The sequence below is a fragment of the Robertmurraya sp. GLU-23 genome (assembly GCF_052983275.1).
This window is the reverse complement of the sequence record NZ_JBRKCV010000006.1, coordinates 52499-76033: the sequence shown is the minus strand read 5'-3', so window position 1 is coordinate 76033 and position 23535 is coordinate 52499. Positions and strand designations below refer to the sequence as shown.

The window sequence follows — 23535 nt, the reverse complement described above, 5'->3', positions numbered from 1 at the left end:
CTTATGATTAATGTAAATGCTAGCAATCTAGCGAACACCCTATTCATCTCTCTCATACTCTCCTCACCTTTATCAAAAATTTCTTATATTAATGGAAATCATGCTAAGATGTGTATTCGAGTAGTAAGCGTTTCCATTCAAATCATAACTACATGGGTGGGTTCCCGGTCCCACCCATGTATGCATTCACGTTAATTTGTCGTTCTTTTTTTCTCAACAACTCTTACTTCATACTTCTCTAACATAAATTCTCCAAGCAATTCTTCACCGGTGATCTTATCCTTTACCGGTAACTCAAAGCTAACCATTTGATTTTCCTCGGTGAAATTCATAACAAAAATGTAGTCACTTTCCGGAGCATTTCTTACTTGCACTGAGACCCCCTCGCCATGTTTTACTGAAGACACAGATTCTAAAGCCAAATCTTTCATTATTTCATCATAAAAGTCCCTTTGGAACTGATCTTCTAATCGACCACCAATATAGTACGCATTTCCTTTTTCATATTTATGGCTAGTTACTGCTGGAGTATTTGCATAGAAATCATCTGTGTATACACCCTTTACCGTTGCAGTATTTAGTTCGAGGATTGTAGCATACTCCTTTAGTTCATACGTACGATTGTTATACTCTACATGATTTCGATCTTTTGGATAATACGTATCTGTTTCAACTGGTTTTAGGCCAAATACTTCCTGGAGGTCTTTCTGCCATCCACCTAAGTACGTTAGGTCATATTCATTTACAAGGCCACTAATATAGGTCATGACTAGTGTTCCGCCAGCTGCGACAAAAGATTTTAACCGCGAAATCGTTTCTTCACTCATTAAATACAGCATTGGAACAATCAATAGTTTATAAGATGAAAAGTCTTGCTCCTTTGTGATCACATCTACTGGAATATCTTTTTCCCAGAAAGCCTTGTAATGCTGTTGCAAAGTTTGAGGATAGCGTTTGGTATCCAATCCAAATCCTTGTGCGTCATTTAGAGCCCAGTTGCTTTCCCAATCGTAAAGAATAGCAACATCTGCTGGACGATTCGTTCCTACTATTTCAGATAGATTTTCCAATGTTTCCCCAACTTGAGCTACCTCTTGAAAAACACGGTTGTTCGTACTGTTATCGTGATCCACCACAGCACCATGGAATTTTTCTGACGACCCACGTGATTTTCTCCACTGGAAGTACATGACACTATCAGATCCATGAGCAACCATCTGCATAGAAGAAAGAAGATGCATACCTGGTCTCTTTGCTTTGTTCACACTATGCCAATTTACCAAGCTTGGAGTGGATTCCATTAACAAGAAAGGTTGTTGTTTTAAACTACGATAAAGATCATTAATGAAACCAACCTTCATGGCTAAATTCGCTGTACTTTCCCAGTCATTGTGCCATGCTGGATAGGCATCCCAACTAACCACATCCACATGCTTCGCAAACTTACTATAATCAAGTGCTTGAAACGGAATTAAATCGAATGTATCCGCCATAAAATTCGTTGTGATCGGTACCTCTGGCGTCAGCTCCCTTAAAGGAACAATCTCATTTTCATAGAAAGAAATCGTTTGATCTGTAACAAAACGTCGCCAATCTAGGTTTAAGCCATGAACCATGCTTTCCCCAATCGGAGAGGGTGATTCAACCTGAGACCAATCACTATAGGTGTGACTCCAGAACGGTCCCCACCACGCATCGTTTAATAATTTCAGATCATGATTATATTTGTTTTTAATCCAATGTCTAAAAGCTGTTTGACACTGATCACAGTGACACTCTCCACCGTACTCATTTGAGATATGCCACATCAATAATGCCGGATGACTACCGTATCTTTCTGCTAACTTTCGGTTCATTTCCTGTGTTTTTTCACGATAAACTGGAGAGGTAAAACAATGATTATGCCTTCCTCCATGTAATTGTTTCACTCTAGAAGAATTTACACGAAGAACCTCCGGATACTTTTCCGACATCCACGCAGGGCGTGCTCCACTTGGCGTGGCTAAAATGACTCTTCCACCAATCCTGTGAATATTGTCAAAAATATCATCTAACCATTCAAAGTGGTATTTGCCTTCCTCTGGCTCCAATGCACTCCAAGCAAAAATTCCAACTGAGAAGGTATTGGTATGGGAAAGCTTCATTAACTTGATATCATCCGCTAGAATTTCTGGATGATCCAGCCATTGATCAGGATTATAGTCTCCTCCGTGAAGCATGAATTTTGCATTTGTTGTATAGGTTTTATGATGATTTTTCATTGTCTTCTCCTTCTACTATTGATTTTTTATGAAATCAACCCTTCGTTCCACCAGCTGTTAGTCCTGATACAAAGTTCTTCTGAAGCAAAATGAATATAATCGCAATCGGAATACTGATTAGGATGGCTCCAGCCGCGAAGGTCGTGTAGCTTGCCCCCATTACATCATTAACGAGGTTATACAATCCGATCGGTAACGTGTACGCCTCAGGTGTTCGTAAAATGGTTGATGATAAAACGAAATCTCCCAGCGGTCCGGTAAAACCATTCATTGCTACGACCGCAATCATTGGTCGTGATAAAGGCATAAGAATTTGTAAAAAGATTCTTGTGTTACTAGCTCCATCGATTTTCGCACTTTCATCCAAGTCCATCGGAATGGAGTCCATATACCCTTTCATCAAATAAGTGTTCATAGGAATTTGACCACCAATATATAGAAGGATTAATAACCAATGACTATTCATCATGCCTAGTATTTGCGCTAATACAAATAGAGCAATGAGAGCAGAAAATTGCGGAATCATTTGTAATAACAGAAATAAGGTTAACGCATTTTGTCTTCCCTTAAAGCGAAAGCGAGAAAACGCGTAGGCGGTAAAAGAAACACTTATGACCGTTCCTATCATGGTGAAAACGCTAATTTTCAAGGAGTTTAAGTACCATTTTCCATATTGCAAACTTTCTTTCCCTGCAAACAACTCACGATAGTGATCCAATGTAGGGTTTTTAGGAATGATAGACGTGCTTATCAAACTGTTTCCAGGATTAAAGCTGGCTCCTATGGTCCAAATTAACGGATAAATAATGATTACTGTCATAAAAAGTAAAATCGAATGTGTAATTAGGAGACGAAAGAATTTTTGTTTTTTCATATCTTTCAGCATCTTTTAAGCCCCCTCTTTAAAGGAATTCGTACGTCTAAATTGCCATAGTGCAATCGCAATAACAAACATGGAGAGCAAGATGGTTAATGCAGCCGCTAGTGAATACTGACTCGATTGCATCGTTAATTTGTATATCCATGAAACGAGTATATCCGTTCCGCCAGCCGTCGACCCCGGAACAGCAGGTCCCCCACCATTAAATAGATAAATGATATTAAAGTTATTAAAGTTAAACGTGTACTGAGTAATAATGATCGGAGCCATTGCAATCAAGATCATTGGCATTGTAATATGGCGAAACTTTGCAAAAACAGATGCTCCATCAATGGTCGCTGCTTCATAAAGATCATCTGGAATAGACTGAAGGACACCTGTTGTCACTAAGAAAATATAAGGGAAACCTAACCATCCCTGCATAAGAATTAAAGCCACTCGTGTCCAGTTTTCATCTGTCAGCCACGCGATGGATCCAATTCCAAAAGCAGCCAATATATCGTTATTGATTGCCCCAAAGCTATCATTAAATAGTCCCGCAAATATTAATATCGTCACAAACCCTGGTACAGCCCACGGTAGGACAAGAACCGTTCTGTAGAACTTGGTAAATTTCACATCTTTCTGGTTCACTAACACCGCTAGAAACACCCCAAGGCTTACCTGCAAGGTAGAGGCCACAAGCGTCCAAATGACCGTCCAAGCTAATACATCAAAGAAGGTAGAACGCCAAATATCAACGGTGAAGATTTCAAAGAATGTTTCTAACCCCACCCAATCAGCTAAATTAGCTGGTGGAGAATGGTATAAATCATAATTCGTAAACGCTAATGCAAAGCTAAATAAAATAGGGAAGATCACCGCAAATATTAAAATAAAGAGTGATGGTCCACTGATCACATACGGATAGCCTTGCTCGATTAAATTGCGATAATCTTCCTTAAGAGAATGCAGACGCTGATTTTTATCTCTCAAAGCCCCGTTCTTATAAGCATCTCGTAGATTGATATAGTAAAAGGCAAGCCCAAAGATCGTTACAATGACAGCAATAATCCCTTCAGCTAGTAGAAAGATCGAGTTATCTCGGGGTACTTCCGTTCCAAGCGTGAAAAGCCCCCAAAAGCCCATATTCAACAAATCACCAAATACAGCAAAAAACGAAACAGCTAAAAGTAGAAATAAAGTTCCTTTTACCCACTGCTTATTATAAAATTGACCAAGCCCTGGAATGATTGATAAAAGCAAAGCCGTTTTGCGATGTTGCACTTTTTTCACCTCTTATTAGACGTTACAATTTCCGCCCTTATAATAAATGGTGTCAAACATAAGTAACGTTTGACACCATTGTTAATTTACAAATTATTTTCCACCATGCTTCGCTTCGATCTGTCCTTTAATCGTTTCAACTGCTTGCTCCAGTGCTTCTTTAGGTTGAGCCTTGCCAGTTGCGATGGTTTGTAGGGCAGAGTCTGTTGGTGTCCAAACTTCGTTCATTTCTGGAATGTTCGGAGTTAATTCAGCAAATTGTGATTGTTCTGCTACCGCTTGGGCTGCTTCACTTTCTGCAACAACAGGGTCATTAGCAAGTGCTTGTACGGCTGGCACTTCCTTAGTAACTTCATATCTAGCTTTTGAATTCTCTTCATTGGCTAAAAATACAACTAACTTCTCAGCAAGTTCAGCATTTTTACTATAAGCGCTTACGTTATAGCTCTTCACTCCAACGAATGAACTCATATTTTCACCATTTGAAAGCTCAGGTAATTTGGTTACACCAAAATTGATTCCTGCTTTTGTAAACGGCTCAATATTCCAAGGACCTGAAATAACAGCAGCTGCTTTTCCTTCTGTAAATAACGACTCAAGCACATTAATTCCTTGTTCACCGATGATTCCAGCTGGAAATAGACCTTCTTTATAGAACTTTTGAATATACTCTGCCCCTTCAAGAGCACCTTTGTTGTTTAATCCGAGATCTGCAGGATCATAATTTCCTTTGTCATCCGCACCGAAAATATATCCACCATACCCGCTCATAATGCTTTGTGCATAGTAGATTTGATCAAACAAAGCTAGGAATCCAAAATTCTCCCCATCTGTTACCTTCTTTGAGTAGTCATACCATCCATCAAGAGTGGTAGGAAGCTCAGCTTCAGAAACTAAATCTTTGTTGTAATAAAGCATGGTAGTTTCTACAGCTTTAGGTAAACCATACACCTTGTTTTCTACCATTTGCGACTTCATAGCTACTTCTGTATAAATAGATTGAACATCTTCACCTACATTTAACTCTTTGATTAATCCTTCAGTTACCGCCGTTCCAATTTGGTCTCCCGGCATGGTAAGTACATCTGGACCTGTACCACCCGGACCATCCATACGTAAATCTTCTATTTGTTGAGCATAGGCTTTTTCAACTACTTTCACCTTTACTCCATTTTCTTCTTCAAACTTCGCAACCGCATCTTTAATACCTGCTCCTTTTTCAATATCCTCCCAAACTAGTAAATCATACTCTTTGTTCTTGGAAGAATCGTTCGAGCCGGTACTCTCAGTACTACTTTCTTGAGGTCCACATGCTACCAAAGATAGACTTAAAGCAATACCGCTCATAAGGCTAAAATACTTTTTAAACTTCTTCATAGCTTACATCCTCTCACATTGGTTTACATTTTTAATTGAAAGCGCTTCAGTAATTAAAATATATCACCAAAAGTAAAACATGTAAATATATCTTTACTAAAACTAGTAAAAAAATTTAAGAAAAATATTTTACTAGTGATTAACATACATTTAACTGTATTGTCATCATCTTATTTCTGAAGTCGAAGCACCCAAACTTCTTTACATAATAAACTGATTCTACCTATTTGAATACAATAAATTTTAGTTACTTCACTAACATTTAGTAAAACATTTTACTTAATTGAAATTTTATTAGATCCCATATTTCTTCCCGATCTATAATTGAAAACCAATTATATTCTACATCTTTCTTCCTATCTCAACTCCCTAAGCCTACTTTTCATAGTTTTTAAATCCTTCATTCGTATGTATTTCGTTAATCGAAATTTGTCTAAATAATAGGCAATTTTCTTTATTAACATCTGAACCATATTTGGATAAAATTTGAATTGTTAATAAAATTTTATTTGGAGGTAAGATATGAACTTAAAGAAAAAAGTTTTATCCGTATCCTTATCAAGCTTAATGGCATTTGGTGCAATTACTGCCGTCTCAACACCAGTTTTCGCTGTTGGAAACGGGCCAGGTGCTGGTAATGGAGCCGTCCAAACGTCGATTCTGCATACATATGAGAGTTTAGTAGATTATTTAAATACTCAAGATGCGAAGCAAGAAGCGATGGAATTAGAGGTGATTGGACAAACAGTCAAAGGCCGGGATATTTATATGGCAAAATATATCTCTAATCCTGATAATCCAACGATTTTATTTTTAACACAGCAGCACGGAAACGAGCAGCTTACAACAGAGGGTGCCCTTAGCTTTATTAAGCATTTAGGTACAGCTAAAACAAAGGGAGTATTAGATAACGTTAATGTACTCATCATTCCTATGCTCAATGCTGATGGAGCCATGGGAGATGTGGATTTCTCACTTGAGGACTATCACGCCGATGGCGACCGTCATCTTACACGTTATAATGCGAACAAAGTGGATCTTAACCGTGAACACGATAAGGCAACAACGGCAATGCAACCAGAGGCTAGAGTCTTACATGAAAATGTATTTGCAAAATATAACATTGATTATATGATTGACCTTCATCACCAGGGCACACTTAGTGAAACAGAAGGGGAACTCGTATCTGGATCGATTCTTTATCCAACAAATCCAAATGTGAAGCCTGATGTGGTTGAACGCTCTAAAAAATTAGGATCAGTTGTTTATGGAGCACTTGAGGATACTGGTTGGGGCCATATCGGTAAATACGTAGGTGGAAGCGGAGAAAATATCGGACGTAACGGCGCAGCTGTTCGTTATGGCATTTCTACTCTCCTTTTTGAAATGCGTGGCATGTCCGATCACTACATTGAATCTTATGCTCTTGGACAAAAGAGCAATGGCTATTTAATTAAGCAGACGATTACTACCCTAGATGCTACAGTACGAGCCATTGCAGATGGGTCCATTGACACTGCCGATACGAGCTTCTGGGAAACTCTTCCGGAACAGAAAAACAGACAAGGCGAAGAATCGGACGAGTAATACAAAAAGGGGAGAGCATTCCAGTAATGGAGGCTCTCCCTTTATCTATCAAGTACTTCCATCTTCCGCTTTTGGTTACGCTGATTTCGTACTTTCCAACTTATATAACCAATTGTCATTAATCCAAGTCCAACAAGGAACAGGGTTTGATATTCAGCGATCACATTTATCATTGTTTTCTCATCCCCGTCATAAAAACGGCCAATACTTAACAACAGAAAAGTAGAAGGTCCTATTCCTAACATGGTAAGTGCGGTAAAGGGGAGAACTTTCATATTAGACATTCCTGCTAAAAAAGGAATAACGTTACCTATATGAAGGGGAGTTAACACCGCAATACTCCACACTCCATACCTGTTCAAACTGTTTTTGACCTTTTCTACCTTTTCTCTTTGAGCCAGACTTAATCTATTTTCAACAGAATTCCCTAACTTATATCCAATTATATAAGGAATATAGCTACCGAGAGCATACAAAAAGCTTCCCACTAGTGAAATCCATATTATTTCAAACCAGGATAAATTTAAAATGAACCCTACAGTGACAATAAAAAATGTTCCAACAAAGGGAAAGGCACTTCCCTCAATGAATAACGAAAACAAAATTCCGCCTATCCCCCATTTATCTATTAGCGTTAGTAGCAAGTCCGTCATATAACCACTCCAACTTATTTAAGATACTATAAGTATAGAGTGACTTTTCTTATCTAAATAGAAACCAAGGGAGTAACTTACTCTAAGACTTGAGATGTAGATTTCACCATGACTAAGTCATCAATATCTCACGAATATCATCTTCTGTAAGAGAAGGCGCAGAATCCTGCTTGGAATCAATAATCTCTGATACAAGGTCTCTTTTTTTCTCCTGCAGTTCATTGATCTTCTCCTCGATGGTCCCGCGTGCAATCAGCTTGATCACTTGCACCTCATTCTTCTGGCCAATGCGGTGCGCACGGTCTGCCGCTTGCTCCTCCACTGCCGGATTCCACCAAAGGTCATATAAAATAACTGTGTCCGCCCCTGTTAAATTTAGTCCCGTTCCACCTGCTTTTAACGATATAAGAAAAATATCTCGTTCGCCATCGTTAAATCGATTGCATCTTTCTAGACGTTCTTCCGAAGGAGTCTGACCATCCAGGTAGAAAAATGGGATTCCTTGATTTGCTAGTTCCCTCCCAATCAGAGTGAGCATTTTTGTAAACTGAGAAAAAATCAGCACCCGTCTTCCAGAAAACTTTGCTTCGTCCACAATCTTCATGAGCTGTTCAAATTTTGACGAACTCCCTTTATATCCATCGACAAATAAAGCAGGATGACAACAAATCTGTCTTAATCGAGTTAATCCAGCCAAGATTTTAATCCGATTTTTCCTTATCGTATCCTTGTCCAAATGCTTTAACGTATCTTCTTTCAGCTTGGCAAGATAAGCAGCATACAAATTCTTCTGATCTGGGAGAAGCTCCACGGTCTCCATCCACTCCATTTTTTCAGGAATGTCAGAAAGCACCTCTTCTTTCATTCTTCGAAGTAAAAACGGTCGAATTCTGCGGGCAATTTGTTTTCTTGTTAAATTGCTGTATTCCTTGAATCCGAGAAAAAGTTCAGGAAACACAACATGGAAAATGGACCATAGTTCTTCTAAGGAGTTTTCCACCGGAGTCCCTGTAAGGGCAAAGCGATAATTAGCTTGTATCCTTCGCACGGCCTTCGCTGTTTGTGAAATTGGATTTTTAAAGGCTTGTGCTTCATCAAAGAAAACCACACGAAACGACTGTTTTTGGTACCAAGTCAAATCTTTTAACAACAATGGATACGAGGTGATCACAACGTCTAAGCCATCCAGGTTATTCTGAAGTTTCACGCGTTCCGTTTTCGTTCCATCCATCACAACGGCTTGTAGCTCTGGAGCAAACTTCATCATTTCACTTAACCAGTTATACGTTAAAGATGATGGACAGACAACAAGAACAGGTAGCTTTTTTTCACGTATGGTAGAAAGCTCAGACAATATGAAGGAAATGCTCTGCAAGGTTTTCCCAAGTCCCATATCATCTGCTAAAATTCCTCCAAATCCAAAATGGGCGAGAGTTTTCATCCATTGGTAACCTTGCTTCTGATACTCATGGAGAATCGGCTCTACCGGTTTTGGTACTTCAAACTTTATTTCACCTGGATTTTGAATGGTATTTAAAAATTGACGAAAGGAATCCTCGAACATAAATACGTTACTATCACCATCTAAGAGCTGTAGCCCTCGAACGACAGGGATGTTTAATTCACTTTCCCAATCTTCTGGTTGGATCGGAAGTGTATTTAGGAAACGATCAATTTCTTCAAATTCTCTTGTTTCCAACGAGAGCAGCGACCCATTTTTCAAACGATAATATTTTCGCTTTTCCTCTAACGCTGCTAGCACGGCACGAATTTCTTTCTCTGCCATGCCCTCCATTTCAAACTTGAATTCAAGCCAATTGGTTCGTTCTTTTTTCATTTTAATGCGGATTTTAGGGTGGGCACTTTCCTTGAACAACCGGTTTCTGACAGCTGTCGTTGCATATATTTGCACGAGCTTCTCTAGCTTCGGAACGATATGATATAAAAATTCATACTCCAATTCCTCATTATGTAGAACATATCCACTGTCCGTCGTTGCAAATGAACTTTCCTCCATCAGCTTCAGGATCTCCTGTTCTTTCCCTACATCCCTTGCTGCAATAAATCTTGTTTGTTGTTGATGACTTTCTAGTGGGTTAATTACTATATTTTCATAATGAAATTCTAACCCAGCAAGAAGTCGATTGCTTACTCGATCAAGGAATAACTTTGCTACGAGCGGCGTGTCGAAGAGCTGATTGGAAACGGTAGATGATATTTGCACGTTTCCTAACTTTTTTAAACCAGGAACCACTTTTTCCAAGAAAAAGTCAAATTGTTCTTTTGGAATAGGAATACTCCCTGCCTTCGTATTCGCTAACATCTGCTTCATTTCAACCAGTCGGTCCATATCTTCATAAGGGATTTGATACATCTCGCCTTTAGCTAATACCAGTCCATAGGAAGTCATCACGATGATTTGATCCAAGCCTTGAACTTTCAGTTGATAGCCACCCTTTATGTCTGATATGTCAAATTGTAAAGGAAGTGTTCTTTTAGAAAGCCGGATTCCGCTATACGTGGATTCATCAATCTGTAAGCTCACGTTTGGCGCCTTTACAAGGAAAGGCAGTAATCTTTCCCAAGAAGTCGGTGTGATCAGTAGCATTTGGCTGCTTGGTACAGCACCATGCACCTTTTCATCATGAGTCACTTGAACAAGTTGGTGGATCACTGCATCCGTTTCCCTTTGGAAACAATGAACACTCGGATCATAAGTAAAAGTATCTGAAAGGGAAATGGGTACCCCGTTTTTCATTTGTTCTAGAAAATCTCTTATATTTTGAACAAGAATGGATTGGATGGTGAGCTCTACCCCAAGCATCTCTTTATCCATAATTGAAATGATTTTGCATGTAAACGCAATCTCTACGACTTGCCGGTTTTCAAAATGGAGCTGATGTCCACTCGAGCGCTTTGACTGATGCGCAAACAGGGTTAATAAGCCCTCTGTTAATTCCTGATTAGCGTTACGATGTTCACTTGGTATAAAAGGGACCGTCCCTTTTTTCTGATAATCATATATGGCTAATAACACAGCTGCAATATGCTGACAATCATTTTTAAAAGAAGGGAGCGAAGGGCAACTACAGAGTGTTTGAAAATCACCATGAGAGTCCACTTCAACTCTAACGTTAAAGTCCTCCGCACCCGTAACCGTTGCTTCACAACCTTGATGATGATAACTCTGGAATGTCACTCGATCCGCACGATAAAAAGAATCTCCTCGTTTAAAGGAGACCGCCCCACACATGTCTTTTATGATTTTGTGATTTAATCGTATATTCACGTATGTCTCTCCTTTCTAGAGGATCATTTGTCTCAACTATTTTACCATCAAACGAGTAGCAGGCACCAAAAAATGCCCAAATTAACTGGTTGGGCATTTTTACCTCTATTGTATAGTTAGCTTAAATAACCGATCGTCACCTTCACGAGGATTCCCTCTTCCATCGCGATTATTGGTTATTGAATATAGTGCATTCCCTTCTATAAGAATATCCCGCATTCTTCCCGCACCTTCAAAAGCGGTTTCCATCTTCGTACCAGTGAGGTCGACTACTCGAATACTTTCGCCACGTAAGGTCGCTACATAGATATTCCCGTTTTCTATTTCAATTCCAGATGGAGCCCATGTTTCCTCTCCGGTATGGAATAATGGAGATATCATATTTGAAGCTTTTTCGTCACCCTCAATCACCGGCCAGCCATAATTCTTCCCGGCTTCAATTTGATTAATCTCATCATGCGCCGACTGTCCATGCTCAGAGCTATAAAGCTTTCCATTATTATCCCAAGCTAGTCCTTGAGGGTTTCTATGTCCATAAGAATACACGTATGAATTTTTAATTGGATTATCATTTGGTATGGAGCCGTCTAATTCCAAACGCAAAATTTTCCCCGCTAAGCTATTAACGTTTTGAGCGTTATTGGGATTCCCTGCATCTCCTGCAGTTGCATACAATTTGCCGTCAGGCCCAATTTTGATTCTTCCACCATTATGAATTCTCCCACCAGGAATTCCTTCAAGGATCATGGAAGTTTCCCGCCATGTATTTTCACTAAGCTGGAGAACGACTATACGGTTCAGTACTTCTCCATTTTCTTCATATGTATGGTACGCATATGCTTCCTGATTGCTTTCAAAGTTTGGAGATAGTATGAAACCTAAAAGCCCCCCTTCTCCGATATGAAGAACATCTTTTGTCACATCCACCTGTTGCATCGTTTTTGACCCATTTTCTCCATCCACTTTAATAATACTTCCCGCCCGTTGACTTAAATAAAAGGTTTGATTGTGTTTGGTAATATTCCAAGGTATATTTAAATCTGTCGCCATCACCTCAGCCTGCCTTGCAACAGCTTCACTTGCTTCATTCTCACGCGATAATTCATTATCTCCTGTACAACCTGAAACAAAGAGGATTGCCGTTAATGTGATCAGGAACTTTTTCAATGGTACCACCTCAATTTTATTTTCTAGATAGAAGTTTATCCATTTGTTACCAATAATAAAATACTCTCTATTTTTAATTCATATTTACGCATTGAAGCGGCTTCCGGAGACAGGGCTGTATGAATCGTAGGGGGCACTCGGACTTGGTTGCAGCTGGGACTGTTCGAATCATGGGCCCATTCGGACTCTTTTGCAACTTCCGAAGCTGCGACTGTCCGAATCATGACCTCATTCGGACTCTTAAGCGACTCCCAATAACGACCCTGTTCAAATTACATGCGTATTCCGAACTCTGAATCGCCCCCATAAGCTGTCCTACTACAAAATCGAATTCTCTTTAATCATCCTTCCCCATCAACTTTTTCACTGCCTCTTTCGGATCCCAGCAGTTAAATTGATAGGTTGGTTTTGTATCAAATCCTAGTCGGGAGCATCGGTAAATGATCTTCCCATTCTCTTTTTTCACTTCATAATTCACACATGAGGCACAGCAATGGAAATTCTTCACATGTTTCTCCTCCTATAATAGGAATCTTTTATTATAATAATAAGTGTAATGAAAGTAGATTCCTAGAATAAGGAGCGTGATCCGTTGAAACTCATTTCTATTTGTCCAAGTAACACCGAAATTATGGCTTATTTAGGATTAACTTCTTCATTAATTGGAGTGGATGATTATTCTGACTGGCCCGAGGAGATTAAAGAGTTACCGAGATTAGGGCCGGATCTTAACATAAATATGGATAAGGTCGAAGAATTACAGCCAGATTTAGTGTTAGCATCCCTCACTGTTCCTGGAATGGAACGTAATATTGAAGAGTTAGAGAAACGCAACATCCCTTATGTAATTGTTCCTAATCCAACATCCCTACAAGCGGTAGCTGATTCCTTATTATTTGTTGGAAAAGCAACAAACTCCTTAGAAAAAGCAACCATAGCCTATGAAAAGTTCACTTCTCAAATTAGAGACTACAAGGCTCTAAGCGAGAAGGTTGAAATTCCTAAATCGATCTACTGGGAGTGGTGGGCAAAACCCGTATTCACTCCAGGGGCAAACAATTGGTTAACCGAAATCAGTCAGCTAGCTGGTGGACACAATATTTTTTCGGATCATGAGGAAGCGAGTGTTCAAACCGATTGGGACGAAGTTCGCAGAAGAAATCCTGATGTGATTTCAGTAGTTTGGGTCGGAGTACAAAAAGAGAAAGTGAACCTTAAGGTAATCTTTAAACGACCTGAATGGGATCAGATGAATGCCATCCAAAATCAACAACTATACATACTAGATGAGCCATTGTTTTGCAGACCTTCCCCGAGGTTACTACTAGGATTGGCCAAGATCGCTTCCCTTCTTCATCCAGACATCTATCCAACTTATAATGAGAAGGTTGATCCAATAAATTAATAAAAGACCATTGTCTAAAAACAGACAATGGTCTCACAAATCTAATTATAGAAACAATCCAACCGTGGTTGCTGTTAGAATCGATGCTAATGTAGCCGCGAGTAACATTTTTAGTCCAAACTTTGCTACAACCCCCGCTTTTTCACCGTTAATCGCTTGAATGGAACCAGATATAATTCCAATCGAACTAAAGTTAGCAAATGAGACTAGGAAGGTTGAAACAATCCCCACCGTACGGTCACCCAAGTCCGGAATCAATGGTTGGAATTCAAGCATGGCAACGAACTCATTTGTGGCAAGTTTTATTCCCATAATCGATCCTGAAGTCAAGATTTCACTTGCTGGTATTCCCATCATAAAGGCAACCGGTGCAAACACATAACCTAAGATTTCAGTTAAAGAAATGCCAATTAATCCTGCGAAAGCTGCATTTATTAAAGCCATTAAACCAACATAAGCTACTAACATCGCAGCAACAATTAACGCTACTCTTCCCCCATCGATCGCACCCACACTGATTGCTTCAAATATGGATTTTGATTGAGAAACTTCCTTTAAGTTAATCTCTTCATCTTCTCCTGAGCGAATAGGTGCTACAATGGTCGCAATAATTAGAGCCGAAAAAGCATTTAAAATCATCGCCACTAAGACATATTGTGCTGGGATCATGCTCATATAAGCACCCATTATACTCGCACTTACGCTTGCCATTGCACTGGTAGATACGATGAACAATTTATTATCGTTCATTTTATCTAAATGTGCTTTAATTGCCAATAATGATTCACTTTGACCAAAGAAAATCGAGTTTACTGAATTAAACGTCACTACCTTTGATAGGCCGGTAATTTTTGAAATAGCCCCACCTATGTATTTGATCGCTAAAGGCAAAATCTTAATATGCGTCAGAATCGATAATAGGGTAGATGTAAAGATAATCAACATCAAAACATTAATAAAAAATACAGATGTATCTTTAGGAACTAATCCGCCTGTGACAAAGTTAATCCCTTCATATCCATAAGTTAATACTTGTGTGACGAAGTTGGATACCACTTCCACGATTTTCAAGCCGACAACCGTCTTAAACATGACAATGGTGATGGTAAGTTGAAGAGCAAACATAATTACAATCGCTCTAAAGTTAACCCCCTTCTTATCATTTGATAAAAGGTAGGCCAATCCGAGGGTAAGGATAATGCCTAAAATGCCAATAATGATACTCATACTGTTCTCTCCTTAGATGCATGTACAAAGTTACTTTCTACTATTATGCCTACTTTTAAACAATAACTTTTCCATTTTATCTAATTAAGTTTTGCTTTTCTAGTGTATAGCGTGTATTTATAATTTTCCCAAAAATAAAACAATGCTACCAATAGGGGTAGCATTGCTCCGTTATGTTCCACAGTACGTTCGATAAGGAAGGCCAGTTGAGTCAGGCAATTTACAGTACTCTTCCTCCACATTTTTATAATCGTAAGGATTAGATAAAGCTTCTAGTAACTTATCCATGACACTATAGTCTTCTTGCTGGGCAGCCGCTAAAGCTTCTTCTACCCGATGATTTCTCGGGATAATGGAAGGATTACTTTTTCTCATTAATTCTAGGGCATCTTCTTTTGATTGTTCCTGCCTAGTGAGTCTCTCCTGCCATCGCTTATACCAGTCGTTGAATTCCGATGTTCCTTGAAGGACTGATTCCTCATGTGCTTCACGAGTTAACGCTCTAAAGGTGTTTGTAAAATCCGCTTTATATTGCTTCATCACGTCTAGAAGATCATTTATCAAAGTATCATCCTGCTCTTCTGCATTAAATATCCCTAGTTTTGCTCTCATTCCTTCGAGCCAATACCCACGAGACAACTCCGGATATTCGGATATGGCCTCTTGAGCTATTTTTACAGCTTCTTCATCGTTGTCATGAAGCAAATCCAATAATGTTTCAGCAAACCTAGCTAAGTTCCAACCTCCAATTCCTGGTTGATTTCCATAAGCGTACCGCCCCTGCGCATCAATGGAGCTGAAAACAGTTTCCGGGTCATAGGTGTCCATAAATGCACAAGGACCATAGTCGATCGTTTCCCCACTAATTGTCATGTTGTCAGTATTCATCACACCATGAATAAATCCGACAAGCTGCCACTGAGAAATCAATTTTGCTTGCCGATTAATGACCGCTTTTAAAAAGGAAAGATATTTATCCTGATGATCAGCAATTTCAGGATAATGACGGGTAATTGTGTAATCAGCTAGCGCTCGAGTATCTTCAATCGACCCCCATTTTGCGGCATATTGGAATGTACCGACACGGATATGACTGGAAGCCACACGGGTCAAAATGGCACCAGGTAAGTTTGTTTCCCGAATAACCGGTTGTCCTGTAGATACCACTGCTAGGCTACGGGTTGTAGGTATCCCAAGGGCATACATCGCCTCACTAATTATATACTCCCTGAGCATTGGACCCAGTGCAGCACGACCATCTCCCCCGCGCGAATAAGGCGTCCTACCTGGACCCTTTAGCTGAATATCAACTCGCTCTCCAGTTGGAGTGATATGTTCACCAAGCAAAATAGCCCTTCCATCTCCTAGCATCGTAAAATGTCCAAATTGATGGCCCGCATATGCTTGAGCTATCGGTGAGGCACCCGCGGGAATGTCATTTCCTGCAAAAATTGCGGTTGCATTTTCAGATTGCAAAGCCTCTGCAGGTAATCCTAACGACTTTGCCAATGATTCATTAAGCTTAACTATCTCAGGTGACCGTACTGGTGTTGGATTGGTATTTGAATAAAAAGTCTCTGGAAGTTTGGCATAGCTGTTATCGAAGTTCCATCCTAATTCATTTGTTTTTGTCATTTGTAATTTTCACTTCTTTCAGCTTTTATATAATTTTCATTCTTAAAATCGACTCATGTTTTTTCCCTTTTTAGAGTCCAACGTTGCTTCATTAATTATACCTTTTCATACAAAAAGAGCTAAGCACATTGCTTAGCTCAAAATTCTATCAAGACTGGTTCAAATAGCTCCACGCATACTGTGCATACAATTCAGCTCCGGTTACAAGGGCATCTTCATCAATATTGAACCGCCCATGATGATGGGCCCATTCGGTATCTTTGTCAGAATTCCCACTTCCAACTAGCGCAAAGCATCCGGGGGCATGTTCGAGGTACATGCTAAAATCCTCCCCGCCCATCGTAGGTTCCTCTTGGTAGATAACACGCTCCCCAAACGCTTCCCTCGCTACCTTCTGTACCCGCCTAGCAGAAGATTCTTCATTTGTTACAGCATCTGTACCTCGAATATATTCCACTGCAGCAGTTGCCCCATATAAAGAAGCAACCTGTTTGGCATATTGCTCAATTTGAGCTTGAATATGATCTCTTGTTTGAGGATTGAAGCATCGGACGGTTCCTTCAATTCGTGCATTTTCAGCGATAACATTAAATCTCGTGCCCACGTCCATCTTCCCAACTGTCAAAACGGCTGGTCTTAGAGGATCAATGGTACGTGAGACAACCGACTGAACATTCATTACAAAAGATGAAGCCACAATGGCTGCATCGACACATTGATGTGGCATGGCCCCGTGGCCACCTTTCCCCTTAAAAATTACTCTAAAAATATCTGCTGAAGCAAAGGATGGACCAGGGGTACAGGATATTTTATGAGTTGGCATTTGTGACCAAATATGAATACCAAATACATTGTCAACTCCATCCATTGCTCCTTGCTTTACTAATGATTTTGCTCCTTCGGCAATCTCTTCAGCCGGTTGAAAAATAAGACGAACCTTTCCCGACAGCTCTTGGCTTATTTCCACTAAACCTTTAGCCGCAATTAGAAGCATTGCCGTGTGAGCATCATGACCACAAGCATGCATTTTCCCTTTTACACTAGAAACATAAGGTACATCCTCATTAAGTTCCTCTACCGGTAAAGCATCCATATCTGCCCGTAAAGCCACTGTTTTTCCAGGCTTCCCACCATCAATCGTTGCTATAACTCCAGTGGGTTCTGTTCTCCGGTACGACACCCCCATATTATCTAAATAGGTGCATATAAATGCTGTGGTTTTTTCTTCTTCCCATGGCAGTTCAGGTTCCTTATGAAACCTTCTTCTAATTTCTATCAGTTCTTCTTGATTATTTTGAATAAATTCCTTTAAGTAAGAGTGGATCATCCTTGAGCCTCCGTTAGTTTTTTTGCAACCTCGTAAAAAATATGAACGGCTTTTTCGATGTCCTTTGAATCTGACCACTCTTCTGGACAATGACTCAAACCAGCCTTACTAGGAATAAAAAGCATACCGACATTGGTAAAATCAGATAATACCATCGCATCATGGCCTGCTCCACTGTTAATTGAACAATAAGGAATGTCTAATTTACTACTCTTCCCTTTTAAAAGTGAAACAATTTCCTGATTCATCTCCTTTGGTTTCATATATAGGAGATCCTCCACCAATACGTCTATTCCGTTACCTTGATAAGAGGAGACCAGTTCCCTCACTTTTTCGACCACACTTACTACTTGTTCTTCCTTACCTGAACGAATATCAACCGAAAATACCACCATATCCGGGATAACGTTCGCTCCGTTCGGGAATACATTTAGACGGCCTGTTGTCGTCACCGTTCCATTTCCTTCCTCTTTTGCGAGTTCAGGTAATTGAGCAATAATCTTTGCTGCAACAACAAGTGCATCCGCCCGTCGGTCCATTGGTGTAGTTCCTGCATGACCTGCTTGTCCTCTGACCGTAACCTCTAAATGAGTGAGCCCGACGATAGATTCAACAATACCAATTGGAATCTTTTTTTCTTCTAAGATAGGACCTTGTTCAATATGCAATTCAAGAAATGCTTTCATCGTTCTTGGATTTCTCTTCTTTGGTAAGGTCGGATCCAACCCGATTTTTTTCATCGCATCCACCGTGGAAATACCGTTTGAATCCTTTAGCTGGAAAAAGTCTTCTTCACTTAGCAAACCAGTAATTCCTCTTGAACCCAAAAGTCCTCCGCCAAACCTTGACCCTTCCTCTTCAACTAAAGCAACCACTTCAAGTGGGTATTTTGGTTTTAAGTTATTTTTTACAAATAGAGCCACCACTTCAAGCCCAGCTACCACTCCCGCTGGACCATCATACGAACCACCATTAGGTACTGAGTCGAAATGGGAACCAACAAGCACACTAGGTCCTTCTAACTCACCCTCAAGTTTGCCAAAAATATTACCAAACCCATCTTCTGTAACCTGCAAACCGAGTTCTTTCATTTGTAATTTAATATAGTCCCTTGCTTTTAAATCCTCCTGGCTATACGTAAGCCGAGTCGTGCCAAACCCAGGTGTTGCCGTAAATTCACTTAACACATCAATATGCTTTTCAATTCTACTTTTAACATCTAGCATTCTTTCTTTTCCGTCCTTCCCCTATAAAAGTCCTACGAAAATCCCTGCTAATACGACCGATACAATTGTAACGGTAATAAATCCTCCAACAAGCATCGGTGGAAGCATGTGACTAGTAAGCATTTCTCTTTCTTTTTCATTCTCTGTTAAAGATTTAATTACTTCGTTTGTAATAATATAGTCTGCTGGGAATCCATATAAAGCTGTTAAAGAAACAGCAAAAGCCATGTTCTTGCTAACTTTTAAAAGCTTTCCAGCAATGAATGAGAAAAGGTACATTCCAATCAAAGCTAAAGCAATCGTTCCAACAAGTGGCCAAATAATTTCTAGCATCATACTTGGTGTGGCCTGTTTTAACCCGTCAAATATAAACAACATAAGTGCCATAATCGCAAAGCCAAATCCGTTTGCTTTTTGTAATACTTGTGTTTCAAGGAATCCGATACTTTTAGCAATAACCCCAAACAATAAGCAAAGAACAAATGGACTTACACTAACTACAGGAGCTAATAATGTGGAGACAAGATAAGCCACGTATGAAACAACTGCTAATCTAAATAGTTTAAAGAAATCCGTATTGTATTTCTCAGGCATATGTTTAAAAAGTTTAAGCTCTTGAGCAGGGGCAGTTGCCGTTGCTGCGACTTCCTCCTTTGCTAGTGTTAGATCGATCGAAGAAAGTTCACCATTTCGGTACTGTTCCAGAAGTTTTTTCCCTTCTTTTTTCAATACAATTGACGTAATTGGGTATCCAGCAAATCCCTGCATAACATAGATAACAATTGCAAAAACAGATAATGACGCTAAACCGGCTTCCTTTGCTCCTTCAGACATGATCAACGCCGAAACAACTCCACCTACCAATGGAGGAATAGCAACTACAATCGTTTCATATCCAAAAATAAATGTACCTACTGCAAATAATATAGCAACAATTCCTAAAATTCCTGATAAAGCAATAACTATCGTTCTCCATTGAGCTTTCAGTTCTTTTATCGAAAGCAACGTACCCATATTCGTAATTAACAAATACATCATCATTACAGCTACAACGGATGGCACACCTGCCAAAGCAACTATGTCCTGCGGAAAGAATGTCCAATACCCAATTAAAAATAGAACTGCACAGACAAATACGGAAGGCACCCATGCCTTTGTTCGAACGGCAACAAGATCTCCAATAAATAAAATAAGTACTAGAATAACTAAAGCTAACATTTGGGACACGGCGGTTCCCTCCTTTTTCTTTATATTTCGATAAACGAAAATTATTCTCCTAATAATAATATAATTATACTTTTCAGTCAATTTAAATTATTTAAAATTTTAATAAAACCGCTCTCATTCTATATACCTTATAAGATATTTGTGCACAAAATTATATTAAAAAACCTCTTTTCTTATTTCAAAGGGGTTAAATTAAGTCATAACTAAATAAACTATGTACGTATTTATTTAGGCAACAGAAAGGAAAAGGATGATGAGAAAAGTTCTATTTGGTTTTTTTATTTGTTTGCTTTTCACCACTCACACCGCTCTTGCAACGGTTAGTGTCCAAGAAGTGAGCACTCCCCCGCAAAAGCAGGGGCAACATATTTTGATGACGAGGGAACAATTCAAGGATTGGTTATTAAATATTCAAGTTCACCGGAAAATTAGTCTTATTCAGCAGCATCATACATGGGCTCCATCTTATAAACGATTCAATGGTTCTAATCATTTCCGTTTGCTCCAAGGCATGGAGAATTATCATAAAAACCAAATGCACTGGAAGACCATCGCACAAAATATCACAACCTTCCCTGATGGAAAAATAGCTGTATCTCGCCCATTTGATATGGCTCCAGAAGGGTCGATTGGAGCAAAGGCCAATTCTGTAGGCATCGCCATCGAAAATGTAGGTAATTTTGATAAAGGGCAAGATGTGATGACTGCTGAACAAAAGGAAACAATTGTGAACATTACTGCCTTGCTATGCCTAAAATTTAACCTCACCCCTTCAGTAGATACCGTCACTTACCATCATTGGTGGAATTACAAAACCAAACAAAGGGTGCTAGATAATGCCAAGAGCTATGAAGTGAAACCTTGTCCAGGAACAAATTTTTTTGGGGGAAATACGACCACTGCTGCTAAAACACACTTCTATCCCCTAGTGTCACGAAAAATGAAAGAGTTACAATAAAAAGGTTGGTGAAATCTCACCAACCTTCTCTCTATCTTAGGAAACTGCTTGTTTCTTAATTTCCACTTCATTTTCTCTATATTCATGTTTTCCGATAATTCCAGCTTCCCGATCCTTCTTTTCTAATTCCAAAGCTTTCGGTACGGATAACCAATACGCTAATCCAATGCTGATTGCACCGGCACTTAGCTTCCCTATAATAATGGGAAGAATTAATGTTGGTTGGAAATTGGCAGTGAATGAAAGATGATCTCCTAGTAAAAACGCTGCGCATACCGCAAACGATATATTGATGACTTTGTCCTTTGGTGACATCGTACGAACTAGCTTGAACATCGCTAAGATATTTGCAATAGTTGCCACTAGTCCTGCACTTCCTTCTTTACTTAGCCCAATCTTTCTTCCCATTGCTTCCAATTGCTTCCCTGCGTATTTTTGTAATAAATAGACCATCGGGAATGCACCAGCTAACATAATACCAATATATCCTGCCGTCTCAAGTGCACGAAACTGGTCATCCGCATCAGCCATAATGGGATGGAAGCCCCATGAACCAAACAACTTTGAGAAAAGACCGGTGAAGATTTCTACAATCGAGAACACTAACACCAGTTTAATTCCTGCATCCATGATTCTTCCAAACCACATAAATCCTTTAATCATTACATCTGGTAAAAAGTATAATCCAGCTGCTAAAACAACGACAAATATAATTAAAGGAGATAGATTGGCAAATATTTTTAAATAGCTGATCGTAAATTCATAGGTTGAATCGGTGGTTGTTGATATCGCATCTCTAATTTTAGAATTGGTTACAACGACCAACACACTTGATATAAAGGCACCAATCGGAATGGTTAATATCCCAGACATCACGCCTAACGCCATATATTTATGATCACGTTTATCTAGCATTGCTAAGCCCATCGGAATCGAAAATACGATTGTGGCACCTGCCATAAAACCAACGATCATGGCCATAATCCAACCTTCGTAAGAAGTGGCCAACTCTTGTGCTAATTGATATCCTCCCATGTCAGTAGCAAGAATCGCTGTGGCGGCTATCGCTGGGTCTGCTCCTATTGTTGCAAAGAATGGACCACATACCTTGTTAATAAACCAAGAAAGGTATGGTATAGAAGCCATAATACCCGCTGCTGGGACAAAAATATGCCCCACTGCATGTAAGCCTTCCATAAATTGTTGCCCTAATCCTTGCTCACTATTTTTAATCGCGGCAAAAGCTCCTAATACTGCACATGCCATAATAATATAAATTACAATTTCACCAACCATGACCATTCTTTTTCCCCCTTTTTACGAATGTTTTTAGTTACACAACTAGACTGACTCCACTCGCTTTTTGCTCGAGCATTTTATTGACCAAGGTTCCGATATGGGCGGCCGCTTCTATCGGTGGGGTTCCATTTCGATGGATATTGGATATTACCATTCTCTCCGACTCCTTCATTCCTTTTCTTGGGCGATAGCACATATACGCGCTAAGTGAGTGGGCGCATACAAGGCCTGGCCTTTCTCCTATTAATAAAATAAAGGCTTCCGGTTTTAGAATTTCTCCTATGGCATCCATACAAGCAACCCTCCCCCCTTTTACAAAAAACGGTGTTCCCACGTCGATTTGATAGAAAGAAAGAGAATCCAATAACGCTGGATACACATCAAGTACATTCTCATTGATCGCACTAGCACTCAAACCATCAGAGATCACGATCTGCACTTGAGGATTTCGAATACATCTTTCGCGAATAAGCTGTTCTCCTTCTACTGATAAAACTCTGCCTTTATCAGGCCTTTTTAAATACAGTTCCTTTGTTTCATAGCGTGTTTCTACTGTAAAGAGATTAAATTCTTGTAATAACTGGGAGTAAGCCTCCCCATACACAGCATCCACAGCAGCCGCATGATCAATTCGAAACGATAAGTAGTCCTTGGTTAACGGTCTTGTTCCGGTCCGGCCTACTCCAATTCGGGCAGGAGTAAATGTCTTTAAAGCTTCGATCTGATATTTTCCCATTTCTGTTCACCTCTC

General features: G+C 39.6%; 19 protein-coding genes. 3 read left to right on the top strand and 16 right to left on the bottom strand.

What is annotated here, in order from left to right; all coding sequences use genetic code 11:
• Positions 1–191: 191 nt before the first annotated feature.
• From ACVBAX_RS11915 to ACVBAX_RS11900, 4 genes are all read right to left on the bottom strand, one after another.
• Positions 192–2261, bottom strand: a complete 2070-nt coding sequence (locus ACVBAX_RS11915; RefSeq protein WP_447117224.1) for a beta-galactosidase — start codon at positions 2259–2261, stop codon at positions 192–194.
• Positions 2262–2295: 34 nt separating this feature from the next.
• Positions 2296–3147 carry a sugar ABC transporter permease gene (locus ACVBAX_RS11910; RefSeq protein ID WP_430776417.1) on the bottom strand — a complete coding sequence of 284 codons (852 nt, stop codon included), beginning with the start codon at positions 3145–3147 and terminating at the stop codon, positions 2296–2298.
• Positions 3148–3150: 3 nt separating this feature from the next.
• Positions 3151–4407: an ABC transporter permease subunit gene (locus ACVBAX_RS11905; protein ID WP_447117223.1), complete on the bottom strand. Its 1257-nt coding sequence runs from the start codon at positions 4405–4407 to the stop codon at positions 3151–3153.
• 93 nt (positions 4408–4500) lie between these two features.
• Entirely contained in the window at positions 4501–5784 is a 1284-nt protein-coding gene (locus tag ACVBAX_RS11900) for a sugar ABC transporter substrate-binding protein (RefSeq protein ID WP_447117222.1), read from the bottom strand.
• Positions 5785–6306: 522 nt separating this feature from the next.
• On the opposite strand from ACVBAX_RS11900, the gene ACVBAX_RS11895 reads away from it, so the two are divergent.
• Positions 6307–7371: a M14 family zinc carboxypeptidase gene (locus tag ACVBAX_RS11895; RefSeq protein WP_447117221.1), complete on the top strand. Its 1065-nt coding sequence runs from the start codon at positions 6307–6309 to the stop codon at positions 7369–7371.
• Positions 7372–7412: 41 nt separating this feature from the next.
• Here the strand turns inward: ACVBAX_RS11895 and ACVBAX_RS11890 are convergent, their stop codons facing one another.
• From ACVBAX_RS11890 to ACVBAX_RS11870, 5 genes are all read right to left on the bottom strand, one after another.
• Complete coding sequence (locus ACVBAX_RS11890) at positions 7413–8024, bottom strand: DedA family protein (RefSeq protein ID WP_447117220.1); 612 nt, start codon at positions 8022–8024, stop codon at positions 7413–7415.
• A 112-nt stretch (positions 8025–8136) separates the two neighbouring features.
• On the bottom strand, positions 8137–11313 hold the full coding sequence (locus ACVBAX_RS11885) for a DEAD/DEAH box helicase (protein ID WP_447117219.1): 3177 nt from the start codon (positions 11311–11313) through the stop codon (positions 8137–8139).
• Positions 11314–11418: 105 nt separating this feature from the next.
• The gene (locus ACVBAX_RS11880; RefSeq protein ID WP_447117218.1) at positions 11419–12489 is read right to left on the bottom strand and encodes a PQQ-dependent sugar dehydrogenase; all 1071 of its coding nucleotides are present in this window, start codon (positions 12487–12489) and stop codon (positions 11419–11421) included.
• Positions 12490–12515: 26 nt separating this feature from the next.
• The gene (locus ACVBAX_RS11875) at positions 12516–12704 is read right to left on the bottom strand and encodes a hypothetical protein (protein ID WP_447117216.1); all 189 of its coding nucleotides are present in this window, start codon (positions 12702–12704) and stop codon (positions 12516–12518) included.
• Positions 12705–12817: 113 nt separating this feature from the next.
• Positions 12818–12988, bottom strand: a complete 171-nt coding sequence (locus ACVBAX_RS11870) for a hypothetical protein (RefSeq protein WP_447117215.1) — start codon at positions 12986–12988, stop codon at positions 12818–12820.
• A gap of 84 nt (positions 12989–13072) precedes the next feature.
• Between ACVBAX_RS11870 and ACVBAX_RS11865 the strand changes: the two genes are divergently transcribed.
• Entirely contained in the window at positions 13073–13885 is an 813-nt protein-coding gene (locus ACVBAX_RS11865; RefSeq protein WP_447117214.1) for a cobalamin-binding protein, read from the top strand.
• A gap of 45 nt (positions 13886–13930) precedes the next feature.
• Here the strand turns inward: ACVBAX_RS11865 and ACVBAX_RS11860 are convergent, their stop codons facing one another.
• The 5 genes from ACVBAX_RS11860 to ACVBAX_RS11840 form a co-directional block, all read right to left on the bottom strand.
• Entirely contained in the window at positions 13931–15112 is a 1182-nt protein-coding gene (locus ACVBAX_RS11860) for a NupC/NupG family nucleoside CNT transporter (RefSeq protein ID WP_430776426.1), read from the bottom strand.
• 171 nt (positions 15113–15283) lie between these two features.
• Entirely contained in the window at positions 15284–16747 is a 1464-nt protein-coding gene (locus ACVBAX_RS11855) for a protein adenylyltransferase SelO (RefSeq protein WP_447117213.1), read from the bottom strand.
• A 148-nt stretch (positions 16748–16895) separates the two neighbouring features.
• Entirely contained in the window at positions 16896–18074 is a 1179-nt protein-coding gene (locus ACVBAX_RS11850) for an amidohydrolase (protein WP_447117212.1), read from the bottom strand.
• A complete protein-coding gene (locus ACVBAX_RS11845; RefSeq protein ID WP_447117211.1) occupies positions 18071–19300 on the bottom strand; it encodes an allantoate amidohydrolase in 1230 nt (409 codons plus the stop codon). Before ACVBAX_RS11845 ends, ACVBAX_RS11850 begins: the two co-directional genes overlap by 4 nt.
• 21 nt (positions 19301–19321) lie before the next feature.
• Positions 19322–20527 carry a hypothetical protein gene (locus tag ACVBAX_RS11840; RefSeq protein WP_447117210.1) on the bottom strand — a complete coding sequence of 402 codons (1206 nt, stop codon included), beginning with the start codon at positions 20525–20527 and terminating at the stop codon, positions 19322–19324.
• A gap of 250 nt (positions 20528–20777) precedes the next feature.
• On the opposite strand from ACVBAX_RS11840, the gene ACVBAX_RS11835 reads away from it, so the two are divergent.
• On the top strand, positions 20778–21485 hold the full coding sequence (locus ACVBAX_RS11835) for a peptidoglycan recognition protein family protein (RefSeq protein ID WP_447117209.1): 708 nt from the start codon (positions 20778–20780) through the stop codon (positions 21483–21485).
• Between the two features lie 36 nt (positions 21486–21521).
• On the opposite strand, the gene eutH is transcribed toward ACVBAX_RS11835, so the two are convergent.
• Both eutH and eutC read right to left on the bottom strand, forming a co-directional pair.
• A complete protein-coding gene (gene eutH / locus ACVBAX_RS11830; RefSeq protein WP_447117208.1) occupies positions 21522–22787 on the bottom strand; it encodes an ethanolamine utilization protein EutH in 1266 nt (421 codons plus the stop codon).
• Positions 22788–22818: 31 nt separating this feature from the next.
• Complete coding sequence (gene eutC / locus ACVBAX_RS11825; protein ID WP_447117207.1) at positions 22819–23520, bottom strand: ethanolamine ammonia-lyase subunit EutC; 702 nt, start codon at positions 23518–23520, stop codon at positions 22819–22821.
• Positions 23521–23535: the final 15 nt, after the last annotated feature.